Consider the following 26708-nt stretch of genomic DNA (forward strand, 5'->3'; position numbering starts at 1 on the left):
AGCGTCCACCGCTTCACCCGTCCTGGAGATTTTCAATGGCTAAGCCCGCAAAGCGCGTTGCCGTCACCGGCGCCGCAGGTCAAATCGCTTACTCCCTGCTGTTCCGCATCGCGAACGGCGACCTGCTCGGCAAGGACCAGCCGGTCATCCTGCAACTGCTCGACCTCCCGCAAGCCCAAGCCGCCGTCAAAGGCGTCGTGATGGAACTCGACGATTGCGCGTTCCCGCTGCTCGCGGGCGTCGTGATCACCGACGATCCGAAGGTTGCATTCAAGGATGCAGACGTCGCGCTGCTGGTCGGTGCACGTCCGCGCTCGAAGGGCATGGAGCGCAAGGACCTGCTGTCGGCGAACGCCGAGATCTTCACGGTCCAGGGCGCCGCGCTGAACGAAGTCGCGAGCCGCGACGTGAAGGTGCTGGTCGTCGGCAACCCGGCGAACACCAACGCGTACATCGCGATGAAGTCGGCACCGGATCTGCCGAAGAAGAACTTCACGGCCATGCTGCGCCTCGACCACAACCGCGCGCTGTCGCAACTCGCAGCGAAGTCGGGCAAGCCGGTCGCATCGATCGAGAAGCTCGCCGTGTGGGGCAACCACTCGCCGACGATGTACCCCGACTTCCGCTTCGCGACCGTCGAAGGCGAGTCGCTGCTGAAGCTGATCAACGACGACGTGTGGAACCGCGACACGTTCATCCCGACCGTCGGCAAGCGCGGCGCGGCGATCATCGAAGCGCGCGGCCTGTCGTCGGCAGCGTCGGCAGCGAACGCGGCGATCGACCACGTGCGTGACTGGGTCCTCGGCACGAACGGCAAGTGGGTCACGATGGGCATCCCGTCGGACGGCTCGTACGGCATCCCCGAAGACATCATCTACGGCGTGCCCGTCACGTGCGAAAACGGCGAGTACAAGCGCGTCGAAGGCCTGGAAATCGACGCGTTCTCGCGCGAGAAGATGGACGGCACGCTGGCCGAGCTGCTCGAAGAGCGCGATGGCGTCGCCCACCTGCTGAAGAACTAAGCAGACTGCACGGCCTGGCCGCCTCCGGGCGGCCCGGTCACGGCACGGGCGGCGGGCCGGCAGCCGGCCCCGCCGCCCGATCCGATCCGGGCACGTTTTGCCGCTCCAGGCGCCCCGCGCGCCGGCCCAGAACGCGCCCGAATCCGATTTTCTCCACGTTGCCCGCCTCCTTGACGTAGAAGAGATGTCCGCGCTCACTCCTGCACAAGTGCTGTACGACGGGGCGTCCCCGCCCGCGATCCTGCCCTGCTGCGATCACTACGCGGGCAGCGAGAAGCTGATGCGCAAGTCGCTCGCGCTCCAGGCCGAACTCGGCCCCGTGTTCGACATCACGCTCGACTGCGAGGACGGCGCGGCCGTCGGCCAGGAAGCCGCGCACGCGGAACTCGTCGCCGAATTCCTCGGCAGCGCCGAGAACCGCTTCGGGCGTGTCGGCGTCCGCATCCACGACTTTTCCCACCCCCACTGGCGCGACGACGTGCGCATCGTGCTGCGCGCCGCGCGCGCGCCGGCCTACGTCACGCTGCCGAAGATCGCGAGCGCCGCCGACGCGGCCGAGATGATCGCGTTCATCGAAGGCACGCGCCGCGAGCTCGGCCTCGCGCAGCCGATCCCGGTCGACGTGCTGGTCGAGACGCACGGCGCGCTTGCGCAGGCGGCCAGCCTCGCCGCGCTGCCGCTGGTCGGCACGCTCAGCTTCGGGCTGATGGACTTCGTGTCCGCGCATCACGGCGCGATTCCCGATGCGGCGATGCGCTCGCCCGGCCAGTTCGACCACCCGCTCGTGCGCCGCGCGAAGCTGGAAATCGCCGCGGCCTGCCACGCGCACGGCAAGACGCCGTCGCACAACGTGACGACGGAAGTGCGCGACATGGCCGTCGTCGCCGGCGACGCGGCCCGCGCGCGCGACGAGTTCGCGTTCACGCGGATGTGGAGCATCCATCCCGCGCAGATCCGCCCGATCGTCGACGCATTCGCGCCGCGCACCGATGAAGTCGCACTGGCCGCCGAGATCCTGCTGGCCGCGCAGGCCGCAAACTGGGGCCCGACGCGCCACGGCGATACACTGCACGACCGCGCGAGCTACCGCTATTACTGGTCGGTGCTGCGCCGCGCACGGGCGACCGGCCAGCCGGTGCCGGCCGAGGCTGCGCCGCTGTTCGGCCCGGCCGCGGGAGACGGGCGGTGAGCGCGCGCCGACACACGCATTTCATCGAATCACCGGAGCGTGAACCCGCGACAGGTTTGCGAAACGACAAAAAACGTAACGGAGCCCGAAAACCTGAAATATGCGCGGCCAAATAGGTGAAAATAGCGGCCGCTGCGCGCTTCCGGGGCGCGTGCAGTTTCAAACCGGCCGACGGTGTCTGCCGCCGGCCCTTGTCAACTGATTATCGAAAGGTTCTGACTCCATGAAGAAACTCCTGATCGCTACCGCCATCGGCGCGTTGTCCGCCACGATGCTGGTGTCGGCTCCGAGCGCGTTCGCCCAGGATACGGCGACGACCGCGAAGAAGACGGCCAAGCGCCCGGCGCCGGCCAAGCGCATCATCCCGCGCAGCAAGAAGGCGCAGGCGCGTGCCGCTGCCAAGGTCGATCCGGTACCGGACGGCGCGGTCAAGTGGGCCTGTAAGGAAGGTCTGTCGTTCGACCTCGCCGGCGACATGAAGCGCGACCAGGTCGTCACGGTTCACTGGGCGAAGAAGAACTACAAGCTGCCGCGTCAGGCCACGACGACGGGCGCCGACACGTTCTACGATCCGGCAGCTGGCTTCAAGCTGGTCGTGATTCCGAGCAAGGCGATGCTGTTCTCCGACGCGAACGGCGGCGAGCGCCTCGCGGACGAGTGCGTGACGTCGGAAATGGCGCAAGGCACGCCGGCACCGACGCAGTCGAACGAGCTGAAGCCGGCAACGAACTAAGCACGTTTCCCCCGGCCCCTCGATGTCCGCCCCGGTCTCCAACGTCCGCCCTGCTCCGGATACGGTACTCGTCGATATCGTCGACTACGTGCTGAACACCGGAATCGACAGCGCGCTCGCGCTGGAGACGGCGCGTCATTGCCTGATCGACACGCTCGGATGCGGACTCGAGGCGCTGTCCTACCCTGCCTGCACCAAGCTGCTCGGCCCCGTCGTGCCCGGCACGATCGTGCCGAACGGCGCGAAGGTGCCCGGCACGTCCTTCCAGCTCGATCCCGTCCAGGCCGCTTTCGACATCGGCGCGATGATCCGCTGGCTGGACTTCAACGACACCTGGCTCGCCGCCGAATGGGGGCATCCGTCGGACAACCTCGGCGGAATTCTGGCGACTGCCGACTGGCTGTCCCGCACGGCCGTCGCGGCCGGCAGGAAGCCGCTTGCCATGCGCGACGTGCTCGTCGCGATGATCCAGGCCCACGAGATCCAGGGCTGCCTCGCACTCGAAAATTCGTTCAACGCGGTCGGGCTCGACCACGTGCTGCTCGTCAAGGTCGCGTCGACGGCCGTCGTCGGCCGCCTGCTCGGACTCACGCGCGACGAGCTGATCAACGCGGTATCCAACGCATTCGTCGACGGCCAGGCGCTGCGCACGTACCGCCACGCGCCGAACACCGGTTCGCGCAAGTCGTGGGCAGCCGGCGACGCGACGTCCCGCGCGGTGCGCCTCGCGCTGATCGCGAAAACGGGTGAAATGGGCTACCCGTCGGCGCTCACCGCGAAAACCTGGGGCTTCTACGACGTGCTGTTCGACGGGCAGCCGTTCCGCTTCCAGCGCCCGTACGGCACGTACGTGATGGAGAACGTGCTGTTCAAGATCGCGTTCCCCGCCGAATTCCATGCGCAGACGGCCGCCGAGGCCGCGCTGAAGCTGCACGCGCAGCTCGCCGCGGCGGGCCGCACGACCGACGAGATCAGCCGGATCACGATCCGCACGCACGCGGCCGCGATCCGCATCATCGACAAGCAGGGTCCGCTCTCCAATCCGGCCGACCGCGACCACTGCATCCAGTACATGGTCGCCGTGCCGCTGCTGTTCGGCCGGCTGACCGCGGCCGATTACGAAGACACGGTCGCCGCCGATCCGCGCATCGACGCGCTGCGCGCAAAAACCGTGTGCGTCGAGGATCCGCAGTTCACGAAGGATTACCATGACCCGGCCAAACGATCGATCGCGAATGCGCTGACGATCGAATTCGCGGATGGGTCGAAGCTTGCCGAAGTGGCGGTCGAATACCCGATCGGTCATCAGCGACGCCGTGCGGACGGCATCCCGCTCCTGGTCGAGAAGTTCAGGACCAACCTCGCCCGGCGCTTCCCGGCAAAGCAGCAACAAGCGATTCTCGACGCGTCGCTGGACCAGGCAAAGCTCGAAGCGATGCCGGTCGATGAGTACGTCGACTTGTATGTGATATAGGGGGCTGTTTGCGGATGAAACGGACATGCGAATGCCCCAAATCGGCCGCAGGACAAGAAGTGATGAGCGCCGTTTGGCCGTGCCAAACAAGTGACGAACGACGCCGTCATGCGGCCGATTTGGGGCATTCCCGTGGAATAAAGTTTAAATTTGGGGTTGCCCCGAGACAGGCCGCTCGCTGCGTCACGCTCCTTGCGAATGCGTCCAGTGTTCGCTGCGTCGCAGTCCTCGCGAGCGGCCTTTCTCGGGGCAACGCATGTCCGTTTCATCCGCAAACAGCCCCCAGGTCATCTACAGGACTCTTTGTTTCCTAGCCTTAAACCCAGGAAAATCACCATGGCCCACAATCTCCACAAGACCCTCAAGGAATTCGACAGCGGTTCCGGCAAAGGCAAGTTCTACTCGCTGCCGCAGCTCGGCAAGGAACTGAAGACGAAGATCGAGCGCCTCCCGGTGTCGATCCGTATCGTGCTCGAGTCCGTGCTGCGCAACTACGACGGCAAGAAGATCACCGAAGAACACATCGAGCAGCTCGCGAACTGGAAGCCGACCGCGAAGCGCGTCGACGAGATTCCGTTCGTGGTGTCGCGCGTCGTGCTGCAGGACTTCACGGGCGTGCCGCTGCTCGCCGACATCGCGGCCATGCGTGGTGTGGCAGAGCGTTCGGGCAAGAACCCGAAGAAGATCGAGCCGCTGGTCCCGGTCGATCTCGTCGTCGATCACTCGGTCCAGATCGACTACTTCCGCCAGAAGGACGCGCTCGACCTGAACATGAAGCTGGAATTCCAGCGCAACAACGAGCGCTACCAGTTCATGAAGTGGGGCATGCAGGCGTTCGACACGTTCAAGGTCGTGCCGCCGGGCGTCGGCATCGTCCACCAGGTGAACCTCGAGTATCTCGCGCGCGGCGTCCACAAGAAGACGGACGGCGGCGACACCGTGTACTACCCGGACACGCTCGTCGGCACGGACAGCCACACGACGATGATCAACGGCATCGGCGTGGTTGGCTGGGGCGTGGGCGGCATCGAGGCGGAAGCCGGCATGCTCGGCCAGCCGGTGTACTTCCTGACGCCGGACGTCGTCGGCGTCGAGCTGAAGGGCAAGCTGCGCGAAGGCGTGACGGCCACCGACCTGGTGCTGACGATCACCGAAATGCTGCGCAAGGAGAAGGTCGTCGGCAAGTTCGTCGAGTTCTTCGGCGAAGGCACGAAGTCGCTGTCGCTGCCGGACCGCGCGACGATCGGCAACATGGCGCCGGAATACGGCGCGACGATGGGCTTCTTCCCGGTCGACGAAAAGACGATCGAGTACTTCGAAGGCACCGGTCGCACGAAGGCCGAAATCGCCGCGTTCGAAAACTACTTCAAGGCACAGAAGCTGTTCGGCATTCCGAAGGCCGGCGACATCGACTACACGAAGACGGTGACGCTCGACCTGGCAACGGTCGCCCCGTCGCTGGCCGGCCCGAAGCGCCCGCAGGACCGCATCGAGATCGGCAACGTCAAGTCGACGTTCACCGACCTGTTCTCGAAGCCGGTCGCGGAAAACGGCTTCGCGAAGAAGGCGGACGACCTGAACGCGCAGTACACGACGAGCAACGGCGTCGACGTGAAGAACGGCGACGTGCTGATCGCCGCGATCACGTCGTGCACGAACACGTCGAACCCGAGCGTGCTGCTGGCCGCCGGCCTGCTCGCGAAGAAGGCCGTCGAAGCCGGCCTGACCGTCGCGCCGCACATCAAGACGTCGCTCGCGCCGGGATCGCGCATCGTCACCGAATACCTGACGAAGACGGGCCTGCTGCCCTACCTCGCGAAGCTCGGCTTCGAAGTCGCCGCCTACGGCTGCACGACCTGTATCGGCAACGCGGGTGACCTGACGCCGGAACTGAACGAAGCGATCACGAAGAACGACATCGTCGCGGCTGCGGTGCTGTCGGGCAACCGCAACTTCGAAGCGCGTATCCACCCGAACATCCGCGCGAACTTCCTCGCGTCGCCGCCGCTGGTCGTCGCTTACGCGATCGCCGGCAACATCACGCGCGACCTGATGACCGAGCCGGTCGGCAAGGGCAAGGACGGCTACGACATCTACCTCGGCGACATCTGGCCGACGAGCGATGAAATCCACGCGCTGCTCAAGTTCGCGCTCGACCCGAAGAAGTTCGAGGACAACTACTCGAAGCTGACCAAGAAGGGCGACCTCTGGAGCAAGATCGAGGGCGAAACGGGCCAGGTCTACGACTGGCCGAAGTCGACCTACATCGCCGAGCCGCCGTTCTTCGGCAACGACTTCTCGATGGAGCCGGCGGATTCGATCCCGACGGTCAAGGGCGCGCGCGCACTGGGCATCTTCGGTGACTCGGTCACGACCGACCACATCAGCCCGGCAGGCTCGATCAAGGAAGACTCGCCGGCAGGCAAGTGGCTGAAGGAAAACGGCGTGCAGAAGGCCGACTTCAACAGCTACGGCTCGCGCCGCGGCAACCACGACGTGATGATGCGCGGCACGTTCGCGAACGTCCGGATCAAGAACCTGATGATCCCGGTGAAGGCCGACGGCACGCGCGTCGAAGGCGGCCTGACGATTCATCAACCGAGCGGCGAACAACTGTCGATCTACGATGCGGCGATGAAGTACGTCGCGGCCGACACGCCGACCGTCGTGTTCGCGGGCGAAGAGTACGGCACGGGCTCGTCGCGCGACTGGGCCGCGAAGGGCACGCAACTGCTCGGCGTGAAGGCCGTGATCGCACGCAGCTTCGAGCGGATCCACCGCTCGAACCTGGTCGGCATGGGCGTGCTGCCGCTGCAGTTCAAGGGCTCGGACAGCGTCCAGTCGCTCGGCATCACCGGCGAGGAGACCTATGACATCGAAGGCCTCGGCGACGACTTCAAGCCGCAGCAGGACGTCACGCTCGTGATCCACCGCAAGAACGGCGAAGCGACCCGCGTACCGGTGCTGCTGCGCATCGATACGCCGATCGAAGTCGACTACTACAAGCACGGCGGTATCCTGCCGTTCGTGCTGCGCTCGCTGCTCGCAGCGTAAGCGCCCTGCCGTTGCAGGTGCCGCAGCCGCCTCGCGGGCGGTTGCGGCCGATTTGGATGCCCGACCTCGTGTCGGGCTTTTTTTGCCTGCTCGCTACGCGATGCCGTCGCGTGTCCGGCGTGTCACGCCGCCTTGTCGCCGCGCGCCTTCGCTCCCGCTCCTCGCGTGTTCTTCTTCAGGTGGGTGCGGTTGTATTCGATCGCCGCGCGCACGAGGGCCTTCAGCGCCCGCTTGTCGATCCGGTCGCCTTCGAGAAAATCGATCGCGCGCCGTGCATTGCCTTCGAGGCCCGCATTGAACAGCCCGCCAGGATCGGGCAGCTGTGCGCCGTGCATGAACGTCAGCTTCACCTTGCCCTTGTGCGCATTCGCGACCGCGATCATCCCGTCGCACGACCACACCGGGCTGCCCATCCATTTCCATTCCTCGACGATGCCGTCTTCGGCAGCAAGGATCGTCTCGCGCAGCTCGGCGAACGTCTTGCCTCGCCAGTCGGTGATTCCCGCGATCAGCGCGTCGATGCGTGCCGACGGCTCCAGGTCCGATGCGCTCATGCCCCGGCCTCCGATTCGCCATCGGGCCGCGCCAGCAGCTGTTCGAGCGATTCGAAGAACCGCACCCAGCCGTGCTGCGCACCGCGATACGCCTGTTCCTGATCCGCGCGGAAGCCGGCCTGCTCCATGCGCAGCAGCGTGCCACCCGGCGTCGGCGTGAGCGTCCACGTGACGACACTTTCCAGGCCATACGCGGCCCATGTATAGGACAGTACGCGCTGCGGCTCGATCGTCAGCACCGTGCAGTCGACCGAACCCCAGTCCGCGCGGAAGCTGAACGCGCGGCCCGCGACGGGTTCGAAGTCGCTCTGCATCAGCCACGCCTCGATCAGGTGCGGTTGCGTGAGCGCACGCCAGATCTTCTCCGGCGGATGCGACAGCTCCCGTTCGACGACGACGGAGCGCGTTTCGGTAGTGGCCTGGTTCATTACTGATCCATCCTTTTGAGCAGATCTTCGAGGGCGTCGAACCGGGTCTGCCAGAAGCCGGCCATCTGGCTGGTCCAGTCGATCAACGGAGTCAGCGCCTGCGGCTGCGCGCTGTAGTGCGTCTGCCGGCCTTCGTGACGGTCGCTCACGAGCCCGGCCTGCTTCAGTACGCCCAGATGCTTCGATACCGCCGGCTGCGACACGCCTGCATGGGCCGTGAGCGCGGCGACCGTCAACTCGCCCTCCTCGCACAGCCGCTCGAAGAGCGCGCGGCGCGTCGGATCGGCAAGTGTCCTGAAAAGCAGGTCGTGAGCGCTTTGCATGTTCGAATCAATAACCCGATGGTTATGGATTGAAGAATAGCCGCCGAACGAAACGCGTCAAGGAGGCGTTTCGCGGCGACATCGTTCGATCCCGCAGCGCGCTCGTTCGCCGGAGCGAGCCGCGCGGCAACGAACCGGCTCGCGATGGACATCCGGCGCGCGCCGAGTCGGCGCCATCGCCCGCATTCGAGTATTTCCTCTAATCCGCTCACCTGACCCGCGAACCGAAAGCACGCTGCAAGACTCGGCTACGGGCTGTTCCACAGTTCGGGAAACGCTCGCGATCGACCGGCCCCTTTTTTGTGCATCCGCGCGTCGCGGCGGCGTCGCGTTGCCATCATGGCGACGCCTGACCACATAGTGCAACGCGCGGCGCACCCGCGCCCGATCGCACGCGAAGCGCTCTCGCGGCGATTCGCTCCGCAATCGCGCGCATTCCGATACCGCAACGTACGAGTCATGCGTGCAAACGTCGTCGACCGCAGCGCGATCGCGTCGCGAACCGGTTCCTTTTGCCGGCATCGATGCCGCGTGTACCGACGACGCCGGCGCATGCGCGCGAACACGCCGATGTCAGAACTGACAGCTATGGAAACTGGCAGCTACCGGAACCGCACCGACGCCCTACGCTCGTCACCGCTCGCGGCCCCACAAGGGCCGGGGGCTCCAGCAACGTCGCCTCTCCTAAAAAGGACTCCCGATGAAAAGGAACGCCCGGTTTGCCCTGCCCCTTCCGTCGCCCCGCCGCCTTGCATGCGTGTGGCCGCTCGTGCTCGCCGCCGGCGCCGCACACGCGACGACGGACTGGGTCGATACCCACACGAAGGCCTTTCTGACCGGCCCGCAGTTGATGGCGCGCAGCGCGGCGCCGTCGCTCGAACTCGCGGCCGGCGAGACGACCGACGTCGTCGTCAGCCTGAAGCTGCGCAATGCCGCGCAGCTCAAGCAGCTCGCGCACGACGTGAACCGGCCCGGCAACGCGCATTACCGCCAGTACCTGACGCACGAGCAGTTCCTCGCCAGCTACGCGCCGACCGACGCGCAGGTGAAGTCGGTCGTCGACTATCTGCGCAAGAGCGGCTTCGTGAACATCGAAGTGGCGCCGAACCGGCTGCTGGTGTCCGCGCGCGGCACGGCAGGAACGGTGAAGACCGCGTTCAACACGTCGCTCGTGCACTTCCAGTACGCGGGCCGCTCGGGCTTCGCGAACGCATCGACCGCACAGGTGCCACGCGCGCTCGGCGACGTCGTCGGTTCGGTGCTCGGGCTGCAGAACGTCGCGCGTGCGCATCCGATGCTGCGCATCGGCAACGTGGCGAAGCCGCAGGCGCTCGCGGCCGGCACGGCCACCGGCCACTATCCGAAGGAATTCCCGGGCCTCTACAACGCGACCGGCGTGCCGACCGCGGCCGGCGTGACCGTCGGCATCATCACGATCGGCGGCGTGTCGCAGACACTGCAGGACCTGAAGCAGTTCACGTCGAGCAACGGTTACGGCACGGTCACGACCCAGACCGTCAAGACCAACGGCACCGGCACGAGCGGCAGCTACAGCGACGACCAGGACGGCCAGGGCGAATGGGATCTCGACAGCCAGTCGATCGTGGGCTCGGCCGGCGGCCAGGTCGGCAAGCTGGTGTTCTACATGGCGGACCTGAACGCCTCAGGCAACACGGGCCTCACGCAAGCGTTCAACCGCGCGGTGTCGGACAACACCGCGAAGGTGATCAACGTGTCGCTCGGCTGGTGCGAAACCGACGCGAACGCGGACGGCACGATCGACGCCGAGGAGCAGATCTTCACGACGGCTGCCGCGCAGGGCCAGACGTTCTCGGTATCGTCGGGCGACGAAGGCGTGTACGAGTGCAACAACCGCGGCTATCCGGACGGCGCGAACTACACGGTGTCGTGGCCGGCCGCGTCGCCGCACGTGCTCGCGATCGGCGGCACGACGCTGTACAGCACGTCGGCGGGCGCATTCTCGAACGAAACGGTGTGGAACGAAGGCCTCGACGGGAACGGCAAGCTGTGGGCCACGGGCGGCGGCGTCAGCACGGTCCTGCCGGCACCGGCGTGGCAGTCGGGCAGCAATCGTCAGTTGCCCGACGTGTCGTTCGACGCCGCGCAAAGCACGGGCGCGTACATCTACAACTATGGCCAGCTGCAGCAGATCGGCGGCACGAGCCTCGCCGCGCCGATCTTCACCGGTTTCTGGGCGCGTCTGCTCGCGGCGAACGGCACGGGTCTCGGCTTCCCGGCCGGCAAGTTCTATGCGGACATTCCGTCGAACCCGTCGCTCGTGCGCTATGACGTCGTGTCGGGGAACAACGGCTATCAGGGGTACGGCTACAACGCAGGCACCGGCTGGGATCTGACGACCGGCTTCGGCAGCCTGAACATCGCGAACCTCAACAAGCTGATCCAGACGGGCGGCTTCTGAGCGTGATGCGAAGGCTGGCGCGCGGCGGTCGTTTGCCGTGTGCCGGCCGGGAAACTCTCGGGCAGCGAGCGCGCGCGGAGCGCTACTCCGTCGCCCGCTCCTTCGCCGGCGTCGCCGCGACCGATGCGACCGGCGCGCCGGCCCGATGCGACGGCGCGAAGAGCCGCAGCCCACTCGCGACGCTCGCGGCGCCGGCAAAGCCCGCACCGAGCATCAGCGCGAGCGTCGGCCCGTGACGCCCGGCGATCCCGAACGACAGCGCGACGAGCGCCGCGCCGGTCGCCTGCCCGATCAGCCGCGCGGTCGCGATGATGCCGCTCGCGCCGCCGCTGCGCTCGGGCGGCGCGCTCGACATCAACGCCTTCAGGTTCGGCGACTGGAAGAAGCCGAAGCCCGCGCCGCACAGCATCATCCGCCAGCCGATGTCGACGACGTTCGGCGCCGCCGGCAGCGCGGCGAGCGACACCATTCCCGCGCTCAGCAGTGCGAGCCCGATCGCGCCGAGCAATCCGGGAGGATAACGATCGGACAGCCGGCCCGCGATCGGTGCGGCGAGCGCGACGATCGCCGACCAGGGCGTCATCAGGAAGCCGGTCTCCACCGCATCGCGATGCAGCACGGTTTCGAAGTAGAACGGCAGCGATACGAACGCGAGCCCCTGCGCGGCGAACGCGCACACGGCCGTCAGCGCGGACAGCGTGAACACCGGCCGGCGGAACAGGTCCACCGGCAGCATCGGTGCCGGGTGCCCGGCCTGGCGGCGGATCAGCAGCGACCCGAACGCGAGCGCGACCGCGGCAGCCGCGAACACGACGGACAGCGGCCCGCGCTGCGCGAATTCGCCGAGCGCGAAGATCAGTGATGCGAACGTGATCACGTTGAACAGCGCGGCGAGCGGATCGAATGCATGCTTGCCGCGCGCCGTCTGCGGCAGCGACGGAATCGCCACGGCAAGCGCAAGCACGCCGAGCGGAACGTTCACCGCGAACAGCCACGGCCAGGCCGCCACCGACAGGATCAGCGACGCGATCGTCGGCCCCACGGCGAACGACACGCCGACGACCAGTGCGTTGAAGCCGACGCCGCGCCCGAGCCGGTGCGCGGGAAACAGGTTGCGGATCAGCGCGACGTTCACGCTCATGATCGCGCTCGCGCCGAAGCCCTGCACGATCCGCGCCGCTGTCAGCTGCGGCAGCGTCGCCGCGAGCGAGCAGCCGAGCGAGGCGAGCGTGAACACCGCGAGGCCCGCGACATACACGCGCTTGTGACCGACGATGTCGCCGAGCGACGCGAACGGCAGCAGCGTCGCGACCATCGCGAGCTGGTAGGCGTTGATGATCCAAACCGATGCGGCCGGCGACGCGTGCAGGTCGGTGGCGATCGCGGGCAGCGCGGTGTTCGCGATTGCCGTGTCGAGCGTCGCGAGCGCGACGGCCAGCAGCACGGCGGACATCGCGCGCCAGTTGACGGCCGGCTCCCGGGCGCCGGCAGGGGATACGAATTCGGACAAGATGAGGCTCGGCTGACGAGCGACGCGCGGCGTCGCGGATTGAGCGGCGCGGCACCGGGCGCCCCCTGCTGCAAGAACGGAACGCGCGATGTCGCGAGCCGTATTGTTGCAGAGCCTCATCGAGCGTGCAGGCAACCGCGTCGCCAGTCAGCGAAACGAAAGCTTCCGTGCGCCGCGTCGAGTGCGCGGCATCGTTGAGACCGCAACGATCGACGATACGGCGGCCGCTGCGGTTCCGGCCGTCAAGACACCGCGCGTCGCGCGTTGCGGCCGCGCAGCCATTCGAGCGCGAGCAGCAGGCTCGTCGAGAAGATGATCAGGATCGTTGCGAGCGCGGCGATCGTCGGGCTGATGTTCTCGCGAATGCCGGTGAACATCTGGCGCGGCAGCGTCGTCTGGTCCGCGCCCGCGAGGAACAGCGTGACGACGACTTCGTCAAACGACGTCGCGAACGCGAACAGCGCACCCGACATCACGCCCGGCGCGATCACCGGCAGCGTCACGCGGAAGAACGTCGTGACGGGATTCGCGCCGAGCGACAAGCTCGCGCGCACCAGGTTCTGGTTGAAGCCCTGCAGCGTCGCGGCCACCGTCGTCACGACGAACGGCACGCCGAGCGCCGCGTGCGCGGCGATCAGCCCCGTGTAGGTATTCGCGAGGCCGAGCGGCGCGAAGAACAGGTACATGCCGACGCCGACCACGACCACGGGTACGATCATCGGCGACAGCAGCACGGCCATCAGGAGCCCCTTGCCGCGGAAGTCCGCCTTCGTGAGGCCGATCGCGGCGAGCGTGCCGAGCACGGTCGCGACGACGGTCGCCGACGGCGCGACGATGAAACTGTTCTTCGCGGCCATCCGCCACTCGTCCGACGCGATCAGATTCTCGTACCAGCGCATCGAGAAGCCCGGAATCGGATAGACGAGGAACGTGCTCGACGAAAACGACAGCGGCACGATGGCAAGCACCGGCAGGATCAGGTACAGCAGCGTCAGCACGACGAGCACACGTAGCGCGACATACCACGCGCGCTCGACGAACGACATGTGCGGCGCGAACAGCGGCCTGGCGAGTTTCATGGTCGGTATCCCCTTCCCGTTTCGTTGCGTGTTGCTGCTCGACCGCTCAGCCGAGGCTCACGTTGGTGCGCGTGAAGCGCCCGTACACCGCATACAGCACCAGCGTCGCCGCGAGCAGCAGCCCGCCGAGCGCGCACGCCATGCCCCAGTTGATCGTCACGTTCGTGAAGTACGCGACATAGTAGCTGACCATCTGGTCGCTCGGCCCGCCGAGCAGCGCGGGTGTGATGTAGTAGCCGATCGCCAGGATGAACACGAGCAGCGCGCCGGCGCCGACGCCCGGATAGGTCTGCGGCACGTACACGCGCCAGAAGGCGGCGAACGGATGGCTGCCGAGCGACACGGCCGCGCGCTGGTATGTCGGCGGGATCGACTTCATCACACTGTAGAGCGGCAGGATCATGAACGGCAGCAGGATGTGCGTCATCGAGATGTACACGCCGACGCGATTGAACAGCAGCGTCAGCGGATGCGAGATCAGCCCGCTGCCGATCAGTGCCGTGTTGATGAGCCCTTCGCTCTGCAGCAGCACGATCCACGCGGCGACGCGCACGAGCACCGAGGTCCAGAACGGAATCAGCACGAGGATCATCACGAGGTTCGCGCGGCGCTCCGACAGCGTCGAGATCCAGTACGCGAGCGGATAGCCGAGCAACAGCGCGAACAGCGTGACCGCGACGCCGATCACGAACGTGCGGCCGAAGATCGAGAGATAGATCGACTGATCGGGATCGGCCTGCACGATCTGGCCGAAGCCGTCCTGCTTGTGGTCGAGCGCGGCGAGCAGGTAGAACGGCGACAGCTGGCTACCGTTCTTTGCGATCGACTGCCAGTACGCAACGTCGCCCCAGCGCGAATCGAGGTCGATCAGTTTCGCGCGCGTTTGCGCGGGCGTCAGTGCCGCGTCGTTGTCGCCTTTCAGCGGCATCGCGCGCGCCGTCTTCGCGACGAGCGAGCGGTAGCCGGGAATCTCGGTGTTCAGGCGCCTCGCGAGTGCGCCCATCGCCTCGCTGTCGGCAACCTTTGTCATGTCGGCCGCGAGCGCGACGTACGCGGCGTCGGCCGGCGGCGCCTTGCGGTCCCATCCCGACAGCGCGGCGATCGTGTTCGGCAGCGCGGTCGCGATCTCGGGGTTCTGCACCGCGCGCGTGAGCAGCGTGCCGATCGGCACGACGAAAATGAGCAGCAGGAAGATCGCGAGCGGCGCGATCAGCAGCAACGCCATCGTGCGCTTGCGGGCCTCGGCGGCCTTCAGCTCGCGCTTGAGCGCGGCTGACGACGGCGAGGAAGGAGCGATCGTCATCGTGTTCAACGGTTCTCTCCGGCCGGGCTCGATCCGGCGGAATGCCGCACGGCGCAATCGATGCGCCGCGCGGCAGGTTGCATCAGGACACCTGAGTAGCGGTTACTTCGTCGCCCACGCGGCGAAGCGCTGCTCGAGCTCGTCGCTGTGGTCGGTCCAGAAGCCGATGTCCTCCAGCACCGCGTTCTTGCCGTTGGCCGGCGAGTTCGGCAGGTTCGCGAGCGTCTTCGCGTCGAGCGACTTGATCGCCGCGACGTTCGCGGGGCCGTACGCGATGTGCTGCGCATATGCCTGCTGCGGCTTCGGCGTCAGCGTGTACGCGATGTACTGCTCGGCCAACGCCTTGTTCGGCGAGCCCTTCGGAATCGCCCAGTAGTCGAGGTCGTAGATGCTGCCGTTCCACACGACCTTCAGGTTCTTGCCTTCCTTCTGCGCGGCGTCAATACGGCCGTTGTACGCGGTCGACATCACGACGTCGCCGGCCACCAGGAACTGCGGCGGCTGCGCGCCCGCTTCCCACCACTGGATGTACGGCTTCAACTCGTCGAGCTTCTTGAACGCGCGGTCCTGGCCGGCCTTCGTGCCGAGCACCTTGTACACGTCCTTCGGCGCGACGCCGTCGGCCATCAGCGCAAACTCGAGGTTGTAGCGCGCGCCCTTGCGCATGCCGCGCTTGCCGGGGAATTTCTTCACGTTCCAGAAATCGGCCCAGCCGGTCGGCGCGGTCTTCAGCTTGTCCGCGTTGTACGACAGCGCGGTCGACCACACGAAGAAGCCGACGCCGCACACCTGCGGCGATTCGGGAATCAGATCGGACTTCTTCGCGATCTTCGACCAGTCGAGCTTCTCGTACAACCCTTCGTCGCAGCCGCGGTTCAGGTCGCCCGATTCGACTTCGACCACGTCCCAGTTGACGTGCTTCGCCTCGACCATCGCCTTCACTTTCGCCTGCTCGCCGTTGTACTCGACGGCCGTGACCTTGTTGCCGGTCGCCTTTTCGAACGGCTGGTTGAATGCGGCCTTCTGCGCGTCGCCGTTCGCGCCGCCGAAGTTGACGACCGTGAGTTCGGCCGCGGTGGCCGATGCGCCGACGACGGCGAGCGCCAGTGCGAGCGCGGTGCGACGCGCGGTAGAGCTTGCTCCGTTCATGATGGTTCCTCTCCTCTCGTGGTGGAAGTGGGCAGTTGTTGTTGACGACGTGCTGCGATAAAGCGGGAAAACCCTGCGTCAGGCGAATATGCGCAGATGCTCGGGCGCGAATGCGAGCGATACCGGCGCGCCGGGCGAGAACGCATCGAGCGCGCCCGTGCCGAGCGGCACCTTCACGAAGCATTCATCCTGGCCGGGCAGCGCGCAGCGCATGCGCACGTGATCGCCGAAATAGATGAGGCTGCGCGCTTCGCCGGTCACGCGGTTGGCGGTGCCGTTCGCGTGCCCGTTCGCGAGGCTCATGCGTTCGGGGCGGATGCACGCGACGGCCGGCGCGCCTTCAGCTGCGTCGCCGATGCGGCGACCGACGAGCTGCGTGCCGTCGTCGAGCCGGAATTCGCAGAATTCGCCGTCGACGCGCGCGATGGTGCCGCGCAGCCGGTTGCTGTCACCGATGAAGTTCGCGACGAATTCATTGCACGGCGATTCGTACAGGCGATCGACGGTATCGAGCTGCTGCACGATGCCCTTGTCGAACACGGCGACGCGATCGGACATCGTCAGCGCCTCGCCCTGGTCGTGCGTCACGTAGACGAAGGTCACGCCGAGCTTCTCGTGCAGCGCCTTCAGTTCGTACTGCATGTGTTCGCGCAACTGCTTGTCGAGCGCGCCGAGCGGCTCGTCCATCAGCACGAGCTTCGGCTCGAACACGAGCGCCCGCGCGAGCGCGATGCGCTGCTGCTGGCCGCCCGACAACTGCGCCGGATAGCGTTTCGCGAAACGCTCCATCTGCACCATCTTCAGCGCATGCGCGACGCGCTCCGCGCGCTCGGCCGCCGGCAGCTTGCGCACCGAGAGCGGATACGCGACGTTCTGCTCGACCGTCAGGTGCGGAAACAGCGCGTAGTTCTGGAACACCATGCCGATGTTGCGCTTGTGCGGCGGCACGGTGTTCAGCAGTTCGCCGTCGAGGCGGATCTCGCCGCCCGTCGGAAACTCGAAGCCCGCCAGCATCATGAGGCAGGTGGTCTTGCCCGAGCCGGACGGCCCGAGCAGCGTCAGGAATTCCCCTCGGTGGATATCGAGGTCGAGCGATTTGACGACCAGCGTCTCCCCGTCGTAGGTCTTCCGCACGCCGCGAAAGCTGACGATCACATCATCGGACTTCATCGTGGCTGTCCCCTTGCTGCGCGACAAACGTTTTTGAGATGGGCCCACTATACGGTGCGTACGGTTCTACAATAGGGAACCATTTCAATATTCCTAGTAGGACCACTTTGGATACCGTGATCCTGGCCGACTGGCTCTCCGCCCGTCTCGACCGCAGCTCGTCCGAGCCGATGTACCGGCAGTTGCTGCAACTGATGCAGCAAGCGATTCTTACCGGAGAATTAGGGCCAGGGACAAAGCTGCCCAGTTCGCGCACCCTTGCGGCAGACCTGTCGATCGCGCGCAATACCGTACTGCACGTGTACGACCAGCTGACGGCCGAAGGCTATGTGCTGACGACGACCGGGAGCGGCACCTACGTGGCCGACACGCGCCCGGACGCGGCCGCGATCCGCGTGCCGGGCGCCGCGCCGCCGTCCGACGCCGGTGAGGCGGCGCAGCAGGACGCGCAAGGCAGCCTGTCGATGCGGGGCCGGCAGTTGATCGAGCATGCGGGCGTGTCGCGGCGCCAGTGGGGCGCGTTCATGCCGGGCGTGCCGGATGTGTCGGAATTCCCGAGCCGGACATGGAGCCGCCTGCAGGCGCGCCTGTGGAAAGAAGCGAATCCCGAATTGCTGACCTATTCGCCGGGCGGCGGCTACCGGCCGCTGCGCCGTGCGCTCGCCGACTACCTGCGCGTCGCGCGCTCGGTCAAATGCTCGCCGGACCAGGTGATCATCACGACCGGCATCCACCAGTCGATCGACCTCGCGGTGCGGCTGCTATCCGACATCGGCGATCGTGCGTGGGTCGAGGAGCCGTGCTACTGGGGCGTGCGCAGCGTGCTGCAGGCGACCGGCCTCGCGCTCACGCCGGTGCCGGTCGACCAGGAAGGCATCGATCCGAGCGCGAGCGACATGCAGCATCCGCCGCGGCTCGTGCTTGTCACGCCGTCGCACCAGTATCCGCTCGGGATGGTGATGAGCCTCGCACGGCGCCGGATGCTGCTCGAGTACGCGCGCCAGCATCGCTGCTGGATCATCGAGGACGACTACGACAGCGAATTCCGCTACGGCAGCCGCCCGCTCGCGTCGCTGCAGGGGCTCGACGACGGCGGCCGCGTGATCTACGTCGGCAGCCTGGGCAAGATGCTGTTCCCGGGCCTGCGGATGGGTTACATGGTCGTGCCGGAGCATCTGGTCGACACGTTCCGCACCGGGTTGTCGGAACTGTATCGCGAGGGCCAGCTGATGCAGCAGGCCGTGCTCGCCGAATTCATCATGGACGGGCACCTGACTTCACACGTCAGGCGGATGCGCACGCTGTACGGCGAGCGCCGGCAATTGCTGATCGATGCGATCCATGCGCGCTTCGGCGATGCGCTGCCCGTGATGGGCGACGAGGCCGGCCTGCATCTGGTGCTCGGCCTGCCCGACACGTGCGACGATCGCGCGGTCACGCAAAGCGCATTCGACGCGGGTGTGATCGTGCGCCCGCTGACCAGCTACTACAGCAGCCTGGACACCGCGCGGCGCGGGCTGCTGCTCGGCTATGCGTGCGTCGCGCACGAAGGCATCGGCCCCGCGTTCGACACGCTCGCGGCTGCCATCGAACAGCATCTGCCGCGGCACTTCACGCGCGCGGCATGACCGCGTGCGTCACTGCGCGGCAGCCGTGCCGCGGTCGAGCGACGCCGCGCGCATCGCTTCGCCGGGCTTCGTGAACATGCGCCGCCGCAGTGCGGCGATCTGCGCGTCGCGATCCTGTGGCGACAATCCGGCGGCGCCGATCTGCGCACGCTGCGCCGCATAATCGGCGTAGCGGCTCTGCCACGATGCGTCGTCCTGCTGCATCTGCGCGACGCGCGCGGCGGCTTCGGGGCCGAGTGTCTGCGTCAGTTGCGCGCGCATCGCATCGGGCGTCGCCCCGCTCTTCTGCAACTGCGCGATCTGGTCGATCGCGGCCTGCTGCCGGTCGGCCTTCTGCCGCGCCGCGCGTTCGTCGGCGGGCATCTGCTGCGCGAGCGCCGCGAGCCGCTCCGCCTTCTGCGCATCCGTCAGCGTGCGGTCCTGCGCAATCTTCAGCCGCGCGAGATCGTAGCGCTGCCGCCACTGCTCCGCGCCGAAGAACGGCTGGCTCCAATCGCCGAGCGTGCGCGACGCGATCGACGCGCGCTGATCGAGCGCGAGCTGCAACGCACCGAGATCGGACTTGTCGACCGCGCCCGCCTCCGGCAGCTTCGCCAGCGCGTCGAGATACGCACGATATCGATGCCAGACGTCGAGCGCCTCGGGTTGCGCGGCCGCGCCGTCGAGCTGTGCGGCAATCTCGCGCACGACGAGTGCATCGAGCGCGGCCGCGTTCAGGTCGCTCCGCGCGGTGAGGCAGTAGTCGAAGAAATCGCGCACCGCGCGCGACTTCGCGAGACGGCCGCCGGCATCGAGCGGCAGCCTCGGCGCACTGGAACCGTCAAGCGGCGGCGGCAGTCCCGCGCTCGCGGGCAATGCGGCCTGCGGCGGTGCGGCGCTCGTGCCGCCGAGCACTGCCGCGCCGGCCGGTACATGCGCCGCGTCGGCGCCGCGCTGCGATGCCGTGCCGCTCCAGATCGCGACGCCGGCGATCGCCGCCAGCCCCACCGCGCCGTAGACCGCAACGCGTCGCGCGAGCGGCGCGCGTCCTTCACGTGCCGTCATCGATCACACGCCCGCGAGCTTCAGCCGATTCGCATGCGTGCGGATCACCGCGACCGGATCTTCCGCATTCGCGCCGCGCACGCCGAGCAACTGGTTGATCTCATCGAGATGGTTCCACTTGTAGCTCGTGCTCAGCACCTTCCCGTACAGCGCACTGCACTTCGACACGAGCCCGTCGTTCTGGCCCGAGGCGCGATTGATCATCACCGTGCCCGTGCCGAACAACGCAAGCGTCGACAGGTCCAGCGCGTTCGCCGGGTCGATCAGCGGAATCGTGCTGGTATCCGTCGCGCCCGTCACGCCGAACGCGGAGATGGTCGGCTGGATCGCCGTGCCTGCCCACGAATACAGCAGGTGCGTATTGCCTCCGACGGTTTCCGTCGGCGCACCCGTCTGGCAGCTGCCCGGCGCGCCGAGGCCCGCGCTCGGGTAATTCTGGTTGTACGTGGCGGCCTGGGAAGTCGTCAGCGTCTTCAGTGCGGCGAGCGCGTCCTGGTTGGTGTTGTTGCTGCTGCTCGTCAGGATCCCGAACACATTGACGAACGCTGCGATCACCGACGACGACAATCCGGTCGGATCGTAGGCGAGTACGCTCTGCACGAAGTCTGCGAACTCCGAGCCGCGATGCGGCGTGCCGATCGTCGTCACCGACGCGACGAGATCGGGTGCGACGGCCGCGACATAGCGCGACGTGAGGCCGCCCTGGCTGTGACCGACCAGGTTCACCTTGGTCGCACCGGTCGCGGCGAGCACCGTCTTGACGTAAGCGAGCAGTTGTTCACCGCGCCCGTTCGGCCCGTCGTCGCTCTGGAATCCCGACAGGTTCGCGACGTAGACGGTCGCGCCATGCTGCTGCAGGTCCTCCTGGATGCCGTACCAGTACTCGAGCACGCCCGCGTACTTGTCGGTGCCGGTGAGCCCGTGCACGAGGATGATCGGATAACGCGTCGTCGCATAGTCGTCCGCCGGCGCGGTTGCCGCCATCGCCGCGTGCGTCGTCGCGAGCGTCATCAGCGCGGTCGTCCCCGCGAACGGCGCGACGCTCATCGCGCAAGCCACTGCCCCTGCCACCACCCTGGAACGCATCGATCTGGCCATGCATGTTCTCCTGATTATTGTGTTGCCGGTGCGAATGAGATCGGATCGACGCGCACGGCAGGTCGCGAACGGTCGCGGGCAACGTGTGCGTCGAATGCGGGAGTGAATCACGAGTCGCGAACGTTTGCGCCCTGACTAGATACGGTTCTCTAATCGGTTGACGCGCCCCGCCCATTCGGGCGGGGCTGCGTTTGCGCGTGCGCATGCTGCATCGCACACGAGCGCCGCGCGTTACAGCTTCGCGCTCACACGCAACCATGCCGTGCGCCCCGGCTCCATCACCGGCGCGTTCGCCGGATAGCCGAAGCCCGCGTTGCCGGCGAGGTTCAGGTGCTCGGTGTAGGCCTTGTCCAGCACGTTGTCGATGCCGACCGAGATCTGCACCTTCTTGCTGACGTTGTACTGCGCATGCAGCGACAGCACGCCGAAGCCGGCGCTCGGACCGAAGTCCTTGCCCACCACATTGCCTTCGTTCAGGGCATAGCGATGCTGCGGCGCAACGACTCGCCACAGACCGCCGGCCGACCATGCGCCGCGGGTATATTCGAGCCCGAAGCGCGCCTCGAGCGGCGGCATCTGCGGCAGCGGATCGCCGCTCGTCGCGTTGCGCCCCCACGCATACGCGAGCGACGTCTCGACGCGCAGCGGTGCGACCGGCCGCCACGACACGCCGGCTTCGCCGCCCATGATCTGCGCGTTGACGTTGGTCGCCTGCGTGGTCGGCCCCATCATCCCTGCGGCGTAATTGAACAGGATGTAGTCCTGCACATATCCCGCGTAGGCCGACACCCACGCATCGAACCGGTCGCTCTTGTACTGCGCGCCGATGTCGAGCTGCGTGGTCTTCTCCGGCTGCACCGCCGAGAACGCGTTGATCGAACCGGCCGGCCCGCGTTTCGCGGAGAACAGCTCCCAGTAGTCCGGATAGCGTTCCGCGTGACCGATCCCCGCGTACCACGTGACCGGCAGCGCCGCGAGATCGCGCTCGTACCGCACGAAACCGCTCGGCAGCACGCGCGCGCGATCGTCGTCGAAGGTCGGGTTCGGCTTGCTCGCCATCATCCCGCTCGTCGTCGTACGCTTGTCGCGCGCGCTCGCGTAGTCGACCCGCGCGCCGCCGATCACGCGCGATGCATCGCTCGCATACCACGTCAGTTCGCCGAACGCGCCCGCGTTCCACATCGTCGCCTGCGCATCCCACGGCTGGTCGCCGTAGTTCTGTCGCCCCATCGCCGAGCGGGCATCGAGCCGGTTCGACTGCGCATCGACGCCGGTCACGAGCTTGAAGTCGTCGCCGAAACGGAACGTCGCGGCCGCCCGCGCACCGAGCGTGCGGCGCCGAACCTCGGATGCCATTCGCATCGGCATGCTGCTGGTCGGGTCGGGCTGCCGCAGCGTGTAGTTGTCCATCACGTGGTCGGCTTCGTTGTAGTACACGCGCGCTTCGATCCGGTCGAGCACGTCGCCGAGATGCCGCTTGTCGAACGAGAGGCCGAACGTCTCGCGACGAAAATGCGCGCCATCCATGCCGCGCCCCGCGTAGCGCGCATAACCGTCACCGGTGCCCGCCGTCAGCTCGACGCGCGTGTGATCGTCGGGTGTCCAGCCCAGCGCCGCGTCCGCGTTCCACTTGTCCCATTGCGACGGCACGGTGTTGCCGTTGCCATCCTCGTAGTCCTGCGCATGTGCATGGTTCGCGGTCACGCGGCCGTAGACATCCGGCGTGCCGGCCGTCACGTCGACGTTCTGGTCGTTGCGGCCGAACGATCCGCCGACCAGGCTGCCGTCGAAGCGCATGCCGGGGCGGTCGAAACGCGGCGTCACGCGTTCGAACAGCACGGTGCCGGCCGATGCGCCGGGGCCGTACAGCACGGTTTGCGGGCCCTTCACGACGGTGACCTTGTCATAGCTTTCCGGCGCGATATACGAGGTTGGCGCATCCATCCGGTTCGGGCACGCGCCGAGCGTCGGCATCCCGTTCGCGAGAATGTTCAGCCGCGACCCGAACATCCCGCGCAGCACGGGGTCGCCGTTCGTCCCGCCGCTGCGGATCGACGTAAAGCCGGGAATCGTCTTCAGGTAGTCCGCGCCGTCGCTCGCCGGCAACGGCTGGCGCGGCGTCTTCGGATCCGTGACGACGACGAGCGGCGTCGTCAGCGGCGACGCAACGACCTCGACGGGCGGCAGCAGCGCGGCCGCGTCGTTCGTCGGCGCACCGGCGGCCTGCGCGGATTCGGCCGCGGCCGCGGTCATCGCGCCGACGGCCAGCGCGGGAACAGTGAGTTTCAGCATGCGCGGCACGCGCCGCGCACGGGAATGGCGCGCCGCCCTCGGCGCGCGCAAGGAAAGAATGGTCATGATCGAAAGCCCGAGTGACGCCCTCCACGCGACCTCGACAGACCGCACGGATATCGGCGATGAATGGAACGGAAGACAGCGCGTCAGGCGCGCTCGGGCGGTGCGCGTGGGTACGCGCGCGGATAGCGGTCGGCGCGTGCCGCGACCGCATGCGGTGCGGTGGCGGAAACGGCATGAGGGGGGACGAAGGCGAACGATACGGCGGCCGCGCCGCCGATCGCGGGACTGTGCGCGAAGAAGCCGCAATAGCCGCACGCATCGAGATGCAGTGCATGGTCCTGCGCGCGGCCCGCATCGGGCGCGCGGTGTGCGCCATGTTCTGCACTGCAGACGATTGCGTCGGGGGTGGCTGCCTGCGCGATGCGCCACTGCGACACCAGCGGTGCCGCGATCGCGAGCCAGATCGCGAACACGCCGAGCCAGGCGGTCAGGTGACGATGTCGGTGCAGCATGCGCGGCGATGCGTAAGCGGAATGTAAAAGCAGCCGAGATGTTACAGAATGTTCGCCGCGATGGCCAGTCGCGCATTGCGGTAAACGGACCGGGGGCGCATGGTTGCCGATACAACCATGCGCCCCCGGCGGCTGCGCGGCTTCAGCGCGCGGCAATCACGGTGCCATGCGTCGCAGCACGTCGTCGCGCCGGATGAAGTGGTGGTAAAGCGCGGCCAGCGCATGCAGGCCGATCACGAAGTAGAACGCGTTACCGATCAGTTCGTGCGCTTCCTTGATCGTCGGCCGCAGCGCCTTGTCCGGGCCGAACAGCGTGAACGACACGCCGATCCAGTCGAGCGACACGGGCTTGCCGCCCATGTTGACCAGCATGATGCCGAGCAGCGGCTGCGCGATGATGAATACGTACAGCGCGAAATGCGCGAGCTTCGACATCCACTTGAGCAGCGTCGTCTGCGGAATGGCGTCCGGCACGCGGCTGATCATCCGCCATAGCACGCGCAGCACCGACAGCACGAGCACGAAGGTACCGGCCAGCAGGTGCACGTTCATCCAGAACACGCGACTGTCACTGCCTTTCGGTCCGCGAATCTCGATGGCCAGATAGGCCAGCGCCACCAGCAGGAAGATGGCCCAGTGGAAGAAGATCGCGGGTGAGCTGTAGCGCGTCTGTTTCGCGAGGATGTTTTTCATGCTGTGTCTCGAAATTTCTCGTGTGGTATGCGGGGCAGACACACGCCGCGGCTGACGGCACCCCGGCGGTTGCCCCGATTGTAGCCTCACGCGCGACCATCGTTGTGCGACCGGATCAAATATCCGAGGAATCCGCGCGGCCCGTCCACTGGCCCGCATATGGAAAGTCCGAATCGCGCGGGCCTGCGGCTGTGGCACGATGAAGCTTTGGTGCGACGTTGCGCGGGCATCATGAGCAAAGCGTTCTTCGTTGCGGCCTACCGGCTGATCGCCGCGTTGCTCGCGGTGTCGACCACGCTGCACAGCGTCGCAGGCTACTGGGGCATGCCTGCCGTCCATCTCGGCAACTACCTCAGCTACTTCACGCAACTGAGCAGCCTCTATGCCTCGGCCATGCTGGTCGTGGGGCTGTCGCGTGTCACGCGTCCCGGCTCGGCGCGCTACGAATCGATGCGCGGCGCCGCCGTACTCTACATGCTGATCACCGCGATCGTCTACGAGCTGCTGCTCGCCCGGCTCGATGCGTTGCGCCACGTCACGCCGGCCCTCAACAACTGGGTCCTGCACCGGATCGTGCCGCTCGTGGTGCTGTGCGACTGGCTGTACGTGGAACCGCGCTCGCCGATCGCGTGGCGCAGCGCGTTCGCGTGGCTCGGTTTTCCGGTCGTCTATCTCGGCTATACGCTCGTGCGCGGCGCGCTGGAGAACTGGTATCCCTATCCGTTCGTCGATCCGCGGCCGCACGGGTACCTGCCGGTCGCGATCCAGTGTTCGCTGATCGCGCTCGGCGCGGCGGGACTCGCGCTGGGCATTCGCTGGCTCGGCAATCGTGCGCGGCAGTCCGGCACCGCGGAGCTCAAGGAAGGGTGAAGACGGGAACGTGTGCGCCGCGCGGCGCACACGTCGTGACGCGGCGCGTCAGCCGCCGTTGCGCGGCAGGAAGTTCATCGGATCGACGACCTTGCCGTTCTGCCGGACTTCGAAGTCGAACGTCGCGCGACCGCTCGCGTCGGTGCCCATCTCGGCGACCGGCTGGCCCGTACGCACTGCATCGCCTTCGTTGACGAGCAGCTTGCCGTTGTGCCCGTAGGCCGTGATGAGCCCGTTATCGTGCTTCAGGATCACGAGCGGGCCGTATGCCTTGACGCCAGACCCGGCATAGACCACGCGCCCGTTTGCCGCGGCCCGCACCGAACGGTCGGGCCCGGTCGCGGCGATCACGATGCCGCGCGTCTTGCCGGCCAGGAATGGCGCGGCGACCATGCCCGTGGCCGGCCAGGCCAGCGAGCCCGGTTGCGCGGCCGCGGCGGGCGCCTGCCCGAGCGAGGTCGAGGCAGGCGGCGGCGCGACGCGCAGCACCTGGCCGGGCGACAGGGCATCATTCGGCGACATGTGGTTCCAGCTGGCCACGTCCTGAACGCGCTGCCCGTAGGCGGCGGCGACGCCGGCGAGCGTGTCGCCCGGATTCACGCGGTAATAGCCGGCAATCACGCCCGGCGTGGCGACCGACGCCGGCGTCGACGGTCGTACCGGCTGCCAGCTGTCGGTCCACGGCGTCATCGTACAGCCCGTCAGCACGGCGGCCGCGGCGACGAGCGCCGCCTGCGGCAACCAGCGCGCCAGCGCATCGTGGATCGGAATCGTTTTTCTCAAGGGTCCTCCCGGATTTGCGTCGTTGCGCCGCCCACCGCCCTCCGGCGTGCGACGCACGATGTCCGGCCAGGCGGCCGGACCAACCAGTATCCGACCGCTCTCGCGGCCGTCAGTTTCCACGGCGGGACGTCGGCGCGAACGGGCTCATCGGCCCCTTTTTCGCGCCATTTTCGTATCGCCCCGGCCGTCAAAGATACCATCTGTCGTGGACAGGACCGCGGCAGGCGCCCGATCCGGCAACAATCTTGCGGTATCGCCGACGCGTGTCGGCGGGCCGCGAGCCCCATCGCGCGCGGCGTCCGGAGGCTTCAGGCCACGGTTCCACGGCCGCCAGCCGTGTCGCACCGATGACTG

At 67.1% G+C, this 26708-nt stretch carries 22 protein-coding genes; 8 read left to right on the forward strand and 14 right to left on the reverse strand.

The window, feature by feature from the left end; genetic code table 11:
• Positions 1–35 precede the first annotated feature (35 nt).
• The 5 genes from ACT2FV_RS07010 to acnA all read left to right on the forward strand — a co-directional run bounded on the left by ACT2FV_RS07010 (position 36) and on the right by acnA (position 7472).
• Positions 36–1022 (forward strand): malate dehydrogenase, encoded by a 987-nt coding sequence (locus tag ACT2FV_RS07010; RefSeq protein ID WP_044843799.1) that lies wholly within the window; start codon positions 36–38, stop codon positions 1020–1022.
• Between the two features lie 184 nt (positions 1023–1206).
• A complete protein-coding gene (locus tag ACT2FV_RS07015) occupies positions 1207–2211 on the forward strand; it encodes an HpcH/HpaI aldolase/citrate lyase family protein (protein ID WP_444503522.1) in 1005 nt (334 codons plus the stop codon).
• A gap of 223 nt (positions 2212–2434) precedes the next feature.
• Entirely contained in the window at positions 2435–2944 is a 510-nt protein-coding gene (locus ACT2FV_RS07020; RefSeq protein WP_124621213.1) for a hypothetical protein, read from the forward strand.
• Between the two features lie 22 nt (positions 2945–2966).
• The gene (locus ACT2FV_RS07025) at positions 2967–4418 is read left to right on the forward strand and encodes a bifunctional 2-methylcitrate dehydratase/aconitate hydratase (protein ID WP_444503523.1); all 1452 of its coding nucleotides are present in this window, start codon (positions 2967–2969) and stop codon (positions 4416–4418) included.
• 336 nt (positions 4419–4754) lie between these two features.
• A complete protein-coding gene (gene acnA / locus ACT2FV_RS07030) occupies positions 4755–7472 on the forward strand; it encodes an aconitate hydratase AcnA (protein WP_444503524.1) in 2718 nt (905 codons plus the stop codon).
• Between the two features lie 122 nt (positions 7473–7594).
• Here the strand turns inward: acnA and ACT2FV_RS07035 are convergent, their stop codons facing one another.
• From ACT2FV_RS07035 to ACT2FV_RS07045, 3 genes are read right to left on the reverse strand one after another with little or no spacing between them, the layout of a single operon-like run.
• Positions 7595–8026, reverse strand: coding sequence for a DUF1801 domain-containing protein (locus ACT2FV_RS07035; protein WP_444503525.1), 432 nt, complete (start codon positions 8024–8026; stop codon positions 7595–7597).
• Positions 8023–8454, reverse strand: coding sequence for an SRPBCC family protein (locus tag ACT2FV_RS07040; protein ID WP_444503526.1), 432 nt, complete (start codon positions 8452–8454; stop codon positions 8023–8025). The genes ACT2FV_RS07035 and ACT2FV_RS07040 overlap by 4 nt, the downstream gene beginning before the upstream one ends.
• Positions 8454–8777 carry an ArsR/SmtB family transcription factor gene (locus tag ACT2FV_RS07045; protein WP_151050426.1) on the reverse strand — a complete coding sequence of 108 codons (324 nt, stop codon included), beginning with the start codon at positions 8775–8777 and terminating at the stop codon, positions 8454–8456. Before ACT2FV_RS07045 ends, ACT2FV_RS07040 begins: the two co-directional genes overlap by 1 nt.
• A gap of 700 nt (positions 8778–9477) precedes the next feature.
• Here ACT2FV_RS07045 and ACT2FV_RS07050 point away from each other — a divergent pair.
• Positions 9478–11217: a S53 family peptidase gene (locus tag ACT2FV_RS07050; protein ID WP_124621204.1), complete on the forward strand. Its 1740-nt coding sequence runs from the start codon at positions 9478–9480 to the stop codon at positions 11215–11217.
• A gap of 82 nt (positions 11218–11299) precedes the next feature.
• Here ACT2FV_RS07050 and ACT2FV_RS07055 read toward each other — a convergent pair whose 3' ends face one another.
• From ACT2FV_RS07055 to ACT2FV_RS07075, 5 genes are all read right to left on the reverse strand, one after another.
• Positions 11300–12727: an MFS transporter gene (locus tag ACT2FV_RS07055; protein WP_444503527.1), complete on the reverse strand. Its 1428-nt coding sequence runs from the start codon at positions 12725–12727 to the stop codon at positions 11300–11302.
• A gap of 242 nt (positions 12728–12969) precedes the next feature.
• A complete protein-coding gene (locus ACT2FV_RS07060; RefSeq protein WP_059525632.1) occupies positions 12970–13806 on the reverse strand; it encodes an ABC transporter permease in 837 nt (278 codons plus the stop codon).
• A 46-nt stretch (positions 13807–13852) separates the two neighbouring features.
• Positions 13853–15109, reverse strand: a complete 1257-nt coding sequence (locus ACT2FV_RS07065) for an ABC transporter permease (protein ID WP_444503906.1) — start codon at positions 15107–15109, stop codon at positions 13853–13855.
• A gap of 102 nt (positions 15110–15211) precedes the next feature.
• Complete coding sequence (locus ACT2FV_RS07070) at positions 15212–16258, reverse strand: ABC transporter substrate-binding protein (protein WP_151050422.1); 1047 nt, start codon at positions 16256–16258, stop codon at positions 15212–15214.
• A 78-nt stretch (positions 16259–16336) separates the two neighbouring features.
• Entirely contained in the window at positions 16337–17428 is a 1092-nt protein-coding gene (locus tag ACT2FV_RS07075; protein ID WP_059601771.1) for an ABC transporter ATP-binding protein, read from the reverse strand.
• 107 nt (positions 17429–17535) lie between these two features.
• On the opposite strand from ACT2FV_RS07075, the gene pdxR reads away from it, so the two are divergent.
• Complete coding sequence (pdxR, locus tag ACT2FV_RS07080) at positions 17536–19056, forward strand: MocR-like pyridoxine biosynthesis transcription factor PdxR (protein ID WP_444503528.1); 1521 nt, start codon at positions 17536–17538, stop codon at positions 19054–19056.
• A gap of 9 nt (positions 19057–19065) precedes the next feature.
• Here pdxR and ACT2FV_RS07085 read toward each other — a convergent pair whose 3' ends face one another.
• The 5 genes from ACT2FV_RS07085 to ACT2FV_RS07105 form a co-directional block, all read right to left on the reverse strand.
• Positions 19066–20100, reverse strand: coding sequence for a lipase secretion chaperone (locus tag ACT2FV_RS07085; protein ID WP_174919766.1), 1035 nt, complete (start codon positions 20098–20100; stop codon positions 19066–19068).
• Positions 20101–20103: 3 nt separating this feature from the next.
• Entirely contained in the window at positions 20104–21198 is a 1095-nt protein-coding gene (locus ACT2FV_RS07090; RefSeq protein ID WP_124904735.1) for a triacylglycerol lipase, read from the reverse strand.
• A gap of 231 nt (positions 21199–21429) precedes the next feature.
• Positions 21430–23556: a TonB-dependent copper receptor gene (locus tag ACT2FV_RS07095; protein WP_444503529.1), complete on the reverse strand. Its 2127-nt coding sequence runs from the start codon at positions 23554–23556 to the stop codon at positions 21430–21432.
• Positions 23557–23639: 83 nt separating this feature from the next.
• On the reverse strand, positions 23640–24008 hold the full coding sequence (locus ACT2FV_RS07100; RefSeq protein WP_059601761.1) for a DUF2946 domain-containing protein: 369 nt from the start codon (positions 24006–24008) through the stop codon (positions 23640–23642).
• Positions 24009–24164: 156 nt separating this feature from the next.
• Positions 24165–24701 (reverse strand): cytochrome b, encoded by a 537-nt coding sequence (locus ACT2FV_RS07105; protein WP_226114864.1) that lies wholly within the window; start codon positions 24699–24701, stop codon positions 24165–24167.
• A gap of 231 nt (positions 24702–24932) precedes the next feature.
• On the opposite strand from ACT2FV_RS07105, the gene ACT2FV_RS07110 reads away from it, so the two are divergent.
• Complete coding sequence (locus ACT2FV_RS07110; RefSeq protein ID WP_124621186.1) at positions 24933–25571, forward strand: Pr6Pr family membrane protein; 639 nt, start codon at positions 24933–24935, stop codon at positions 25569–25571.
• 48 nt (positions 25572–25619) lie between these two features.
• On the opposite strand, the gene ACT2FV_RS07115 is transcribed toward ACT2FV_RS07110, so the two are convergent.
• Complete coding sequence (locus ACT2FV_RS07115) at positions 25620–26354, reverse strand: peptidoglycan DD-metalloendopeptidase family protein (protein WP_174919761.1); 735 nt, start codon at positions 26352–26354, stop codon at positions 25620–25622.
• Between the last annotated feature and the right edge of the window lie 354 nt (positions 26355–26708).

Origin of the sequence: Burkholderia sp. PR2 (genome assembly GCF_052372875.1) — a bacterium.
Classification (GTDB): Bacteria; Pseudomonadota; Gammaproteobacteria; order Burkholderiales; family Burkholderiaceae; genus Burkholderia; species Burkholderia diffusa.

Coding starts and splice junctions, on each gene's coding strand:
- ACT2FV_RS07065 (WP_444503906.1), bottom strand. CDS start 15,109: ATGACGATCGCTCCTTCCTCGCCGTCGTCAGCCGCGCTCAAGCGCGAG.
- ACT2FV_RS07105 (WP_226114864.1), bottom strand. CDS start 24,701: ATGAAAAACATCCTCGCGAAACAGACGCGCTACAGCTCACCCGCGATC.
- ACT2FV_RS07095 (WP_444503529.1), bottom strand. CDS start 23,556: ATGACCATTCTTTCCTTGCGCGCGCCGAGGGCGGCGCGCCATTCCCGT.
- ACT2FV_RS07100 (WP_059601761.1), bottom strand. CDS start 24,008: ATGCTGCACCGACATCGTCACCTGACCGCCTGGCTCGGCGTGTTCGCG.
- ACT2FV_RS07035 (WP_444503525.1), bottom strand. CDS start 8,026: ATGAGCGCATCGGACCTGGAGCCGTCGGCACGCATCGACGCGCTGATC.
- ACT2FV_RS07045 (WP_151050426.1), bottom strand. CDS start 8,777: ATGCAAAGCGCTCACGACCTGCTTTTCAGGACACTTGCCGATCCGACG.
- acnA (WP_444503524.1), top strand. CDS start 4,755: ATGGCCCACAATCTCCACAAGACCCTCAAGGAATTCGACAGCGGTTCC.
- ACT2FV_RS07090 (WP_124904735.1), bottom strand. CDS start 21,198: ATGGCCAGATCGATGCGTTCCAGGGTGGTGGCAGGGGCAGTGGCTTGC.
- ACT2FV_RS07025 (WP_444503523.1), top strand. CDS start 2,967: ATGTCCGCCCCGGTCTCCAACGTCCGCCCTGCTCCGGATACGGTACTC.
- ACT2FV_RS07075 (WP_059601771.1), bottom strand. CDS start 17,428: ATGAAGTCCGATGATGTGATCGTCAGCTTTCGCGGCGTGCGGAAGACC.
- ACT2FV_RS07085 (WP_174919766.1), bottom strand. CDS start 20,100: ATGACGGCACGTGAAGGACGCGCGCCGCTCGCGCGACGCGTTGCGGTC.
- ACT2FV_RS07050 (WP_124621204.1), top strand. CDS start 9,478: ATGAAAAGGAACGCCCGGTTTGCCCTGCCCCTTCCGTCGCCCCGCCGC.
- ACT2FV_RS07060 (WP_059525632.1), bottom strand. CDS start 13,806: ATGAAACTCGCCAGGCCGCTGTTCGCGCCGCACATGTCGTTCGTCGAG.
- ACT2FV_RS07040 (WP_444503526.1), bottom strand. CDS start 8,454: ATGAACCAGGCCACTACCGAAACGCGCTCCGTCGTCGTCGAACGGGAG.
- ACT2FV_RS07015 (WP_444503522.1), top strand. CDS start 1,207: ATGTCCGCGCTCACTCCTGCACAAGTGCTGTACGACGGGGCGTCCCCG.
- ACT2FV_RS07020 (WP_124621213.1), top strand. CDS start 2,435: ATGAAGAAACTCCTGATCGCTACCGCCATCGGCGCGTTGTCCGCCACG.
- ACT2FV_RS07010 (WP_044843799.1), top strand. CDS start 36: ATGGCTAAGCCCGCAAAGCGCGTTGCCGTCACCGGCGCCGCAGGTCAA.
- ACT2FV_RS07070 (WP_151050422.1), bottom strand. CDS start 16,258: ATGAACGGAGCAAGCTCTACCGCGCGTCGCACCGCGCTCGCACTGGCG.
- ACT2FV_RS07110 (WP_124621186.1), top strand. CDS start 24,933: ATGAGCAAAGCGTTCTTCGTTGCGGCCTACCGGCTGATCGCCGCGTTG.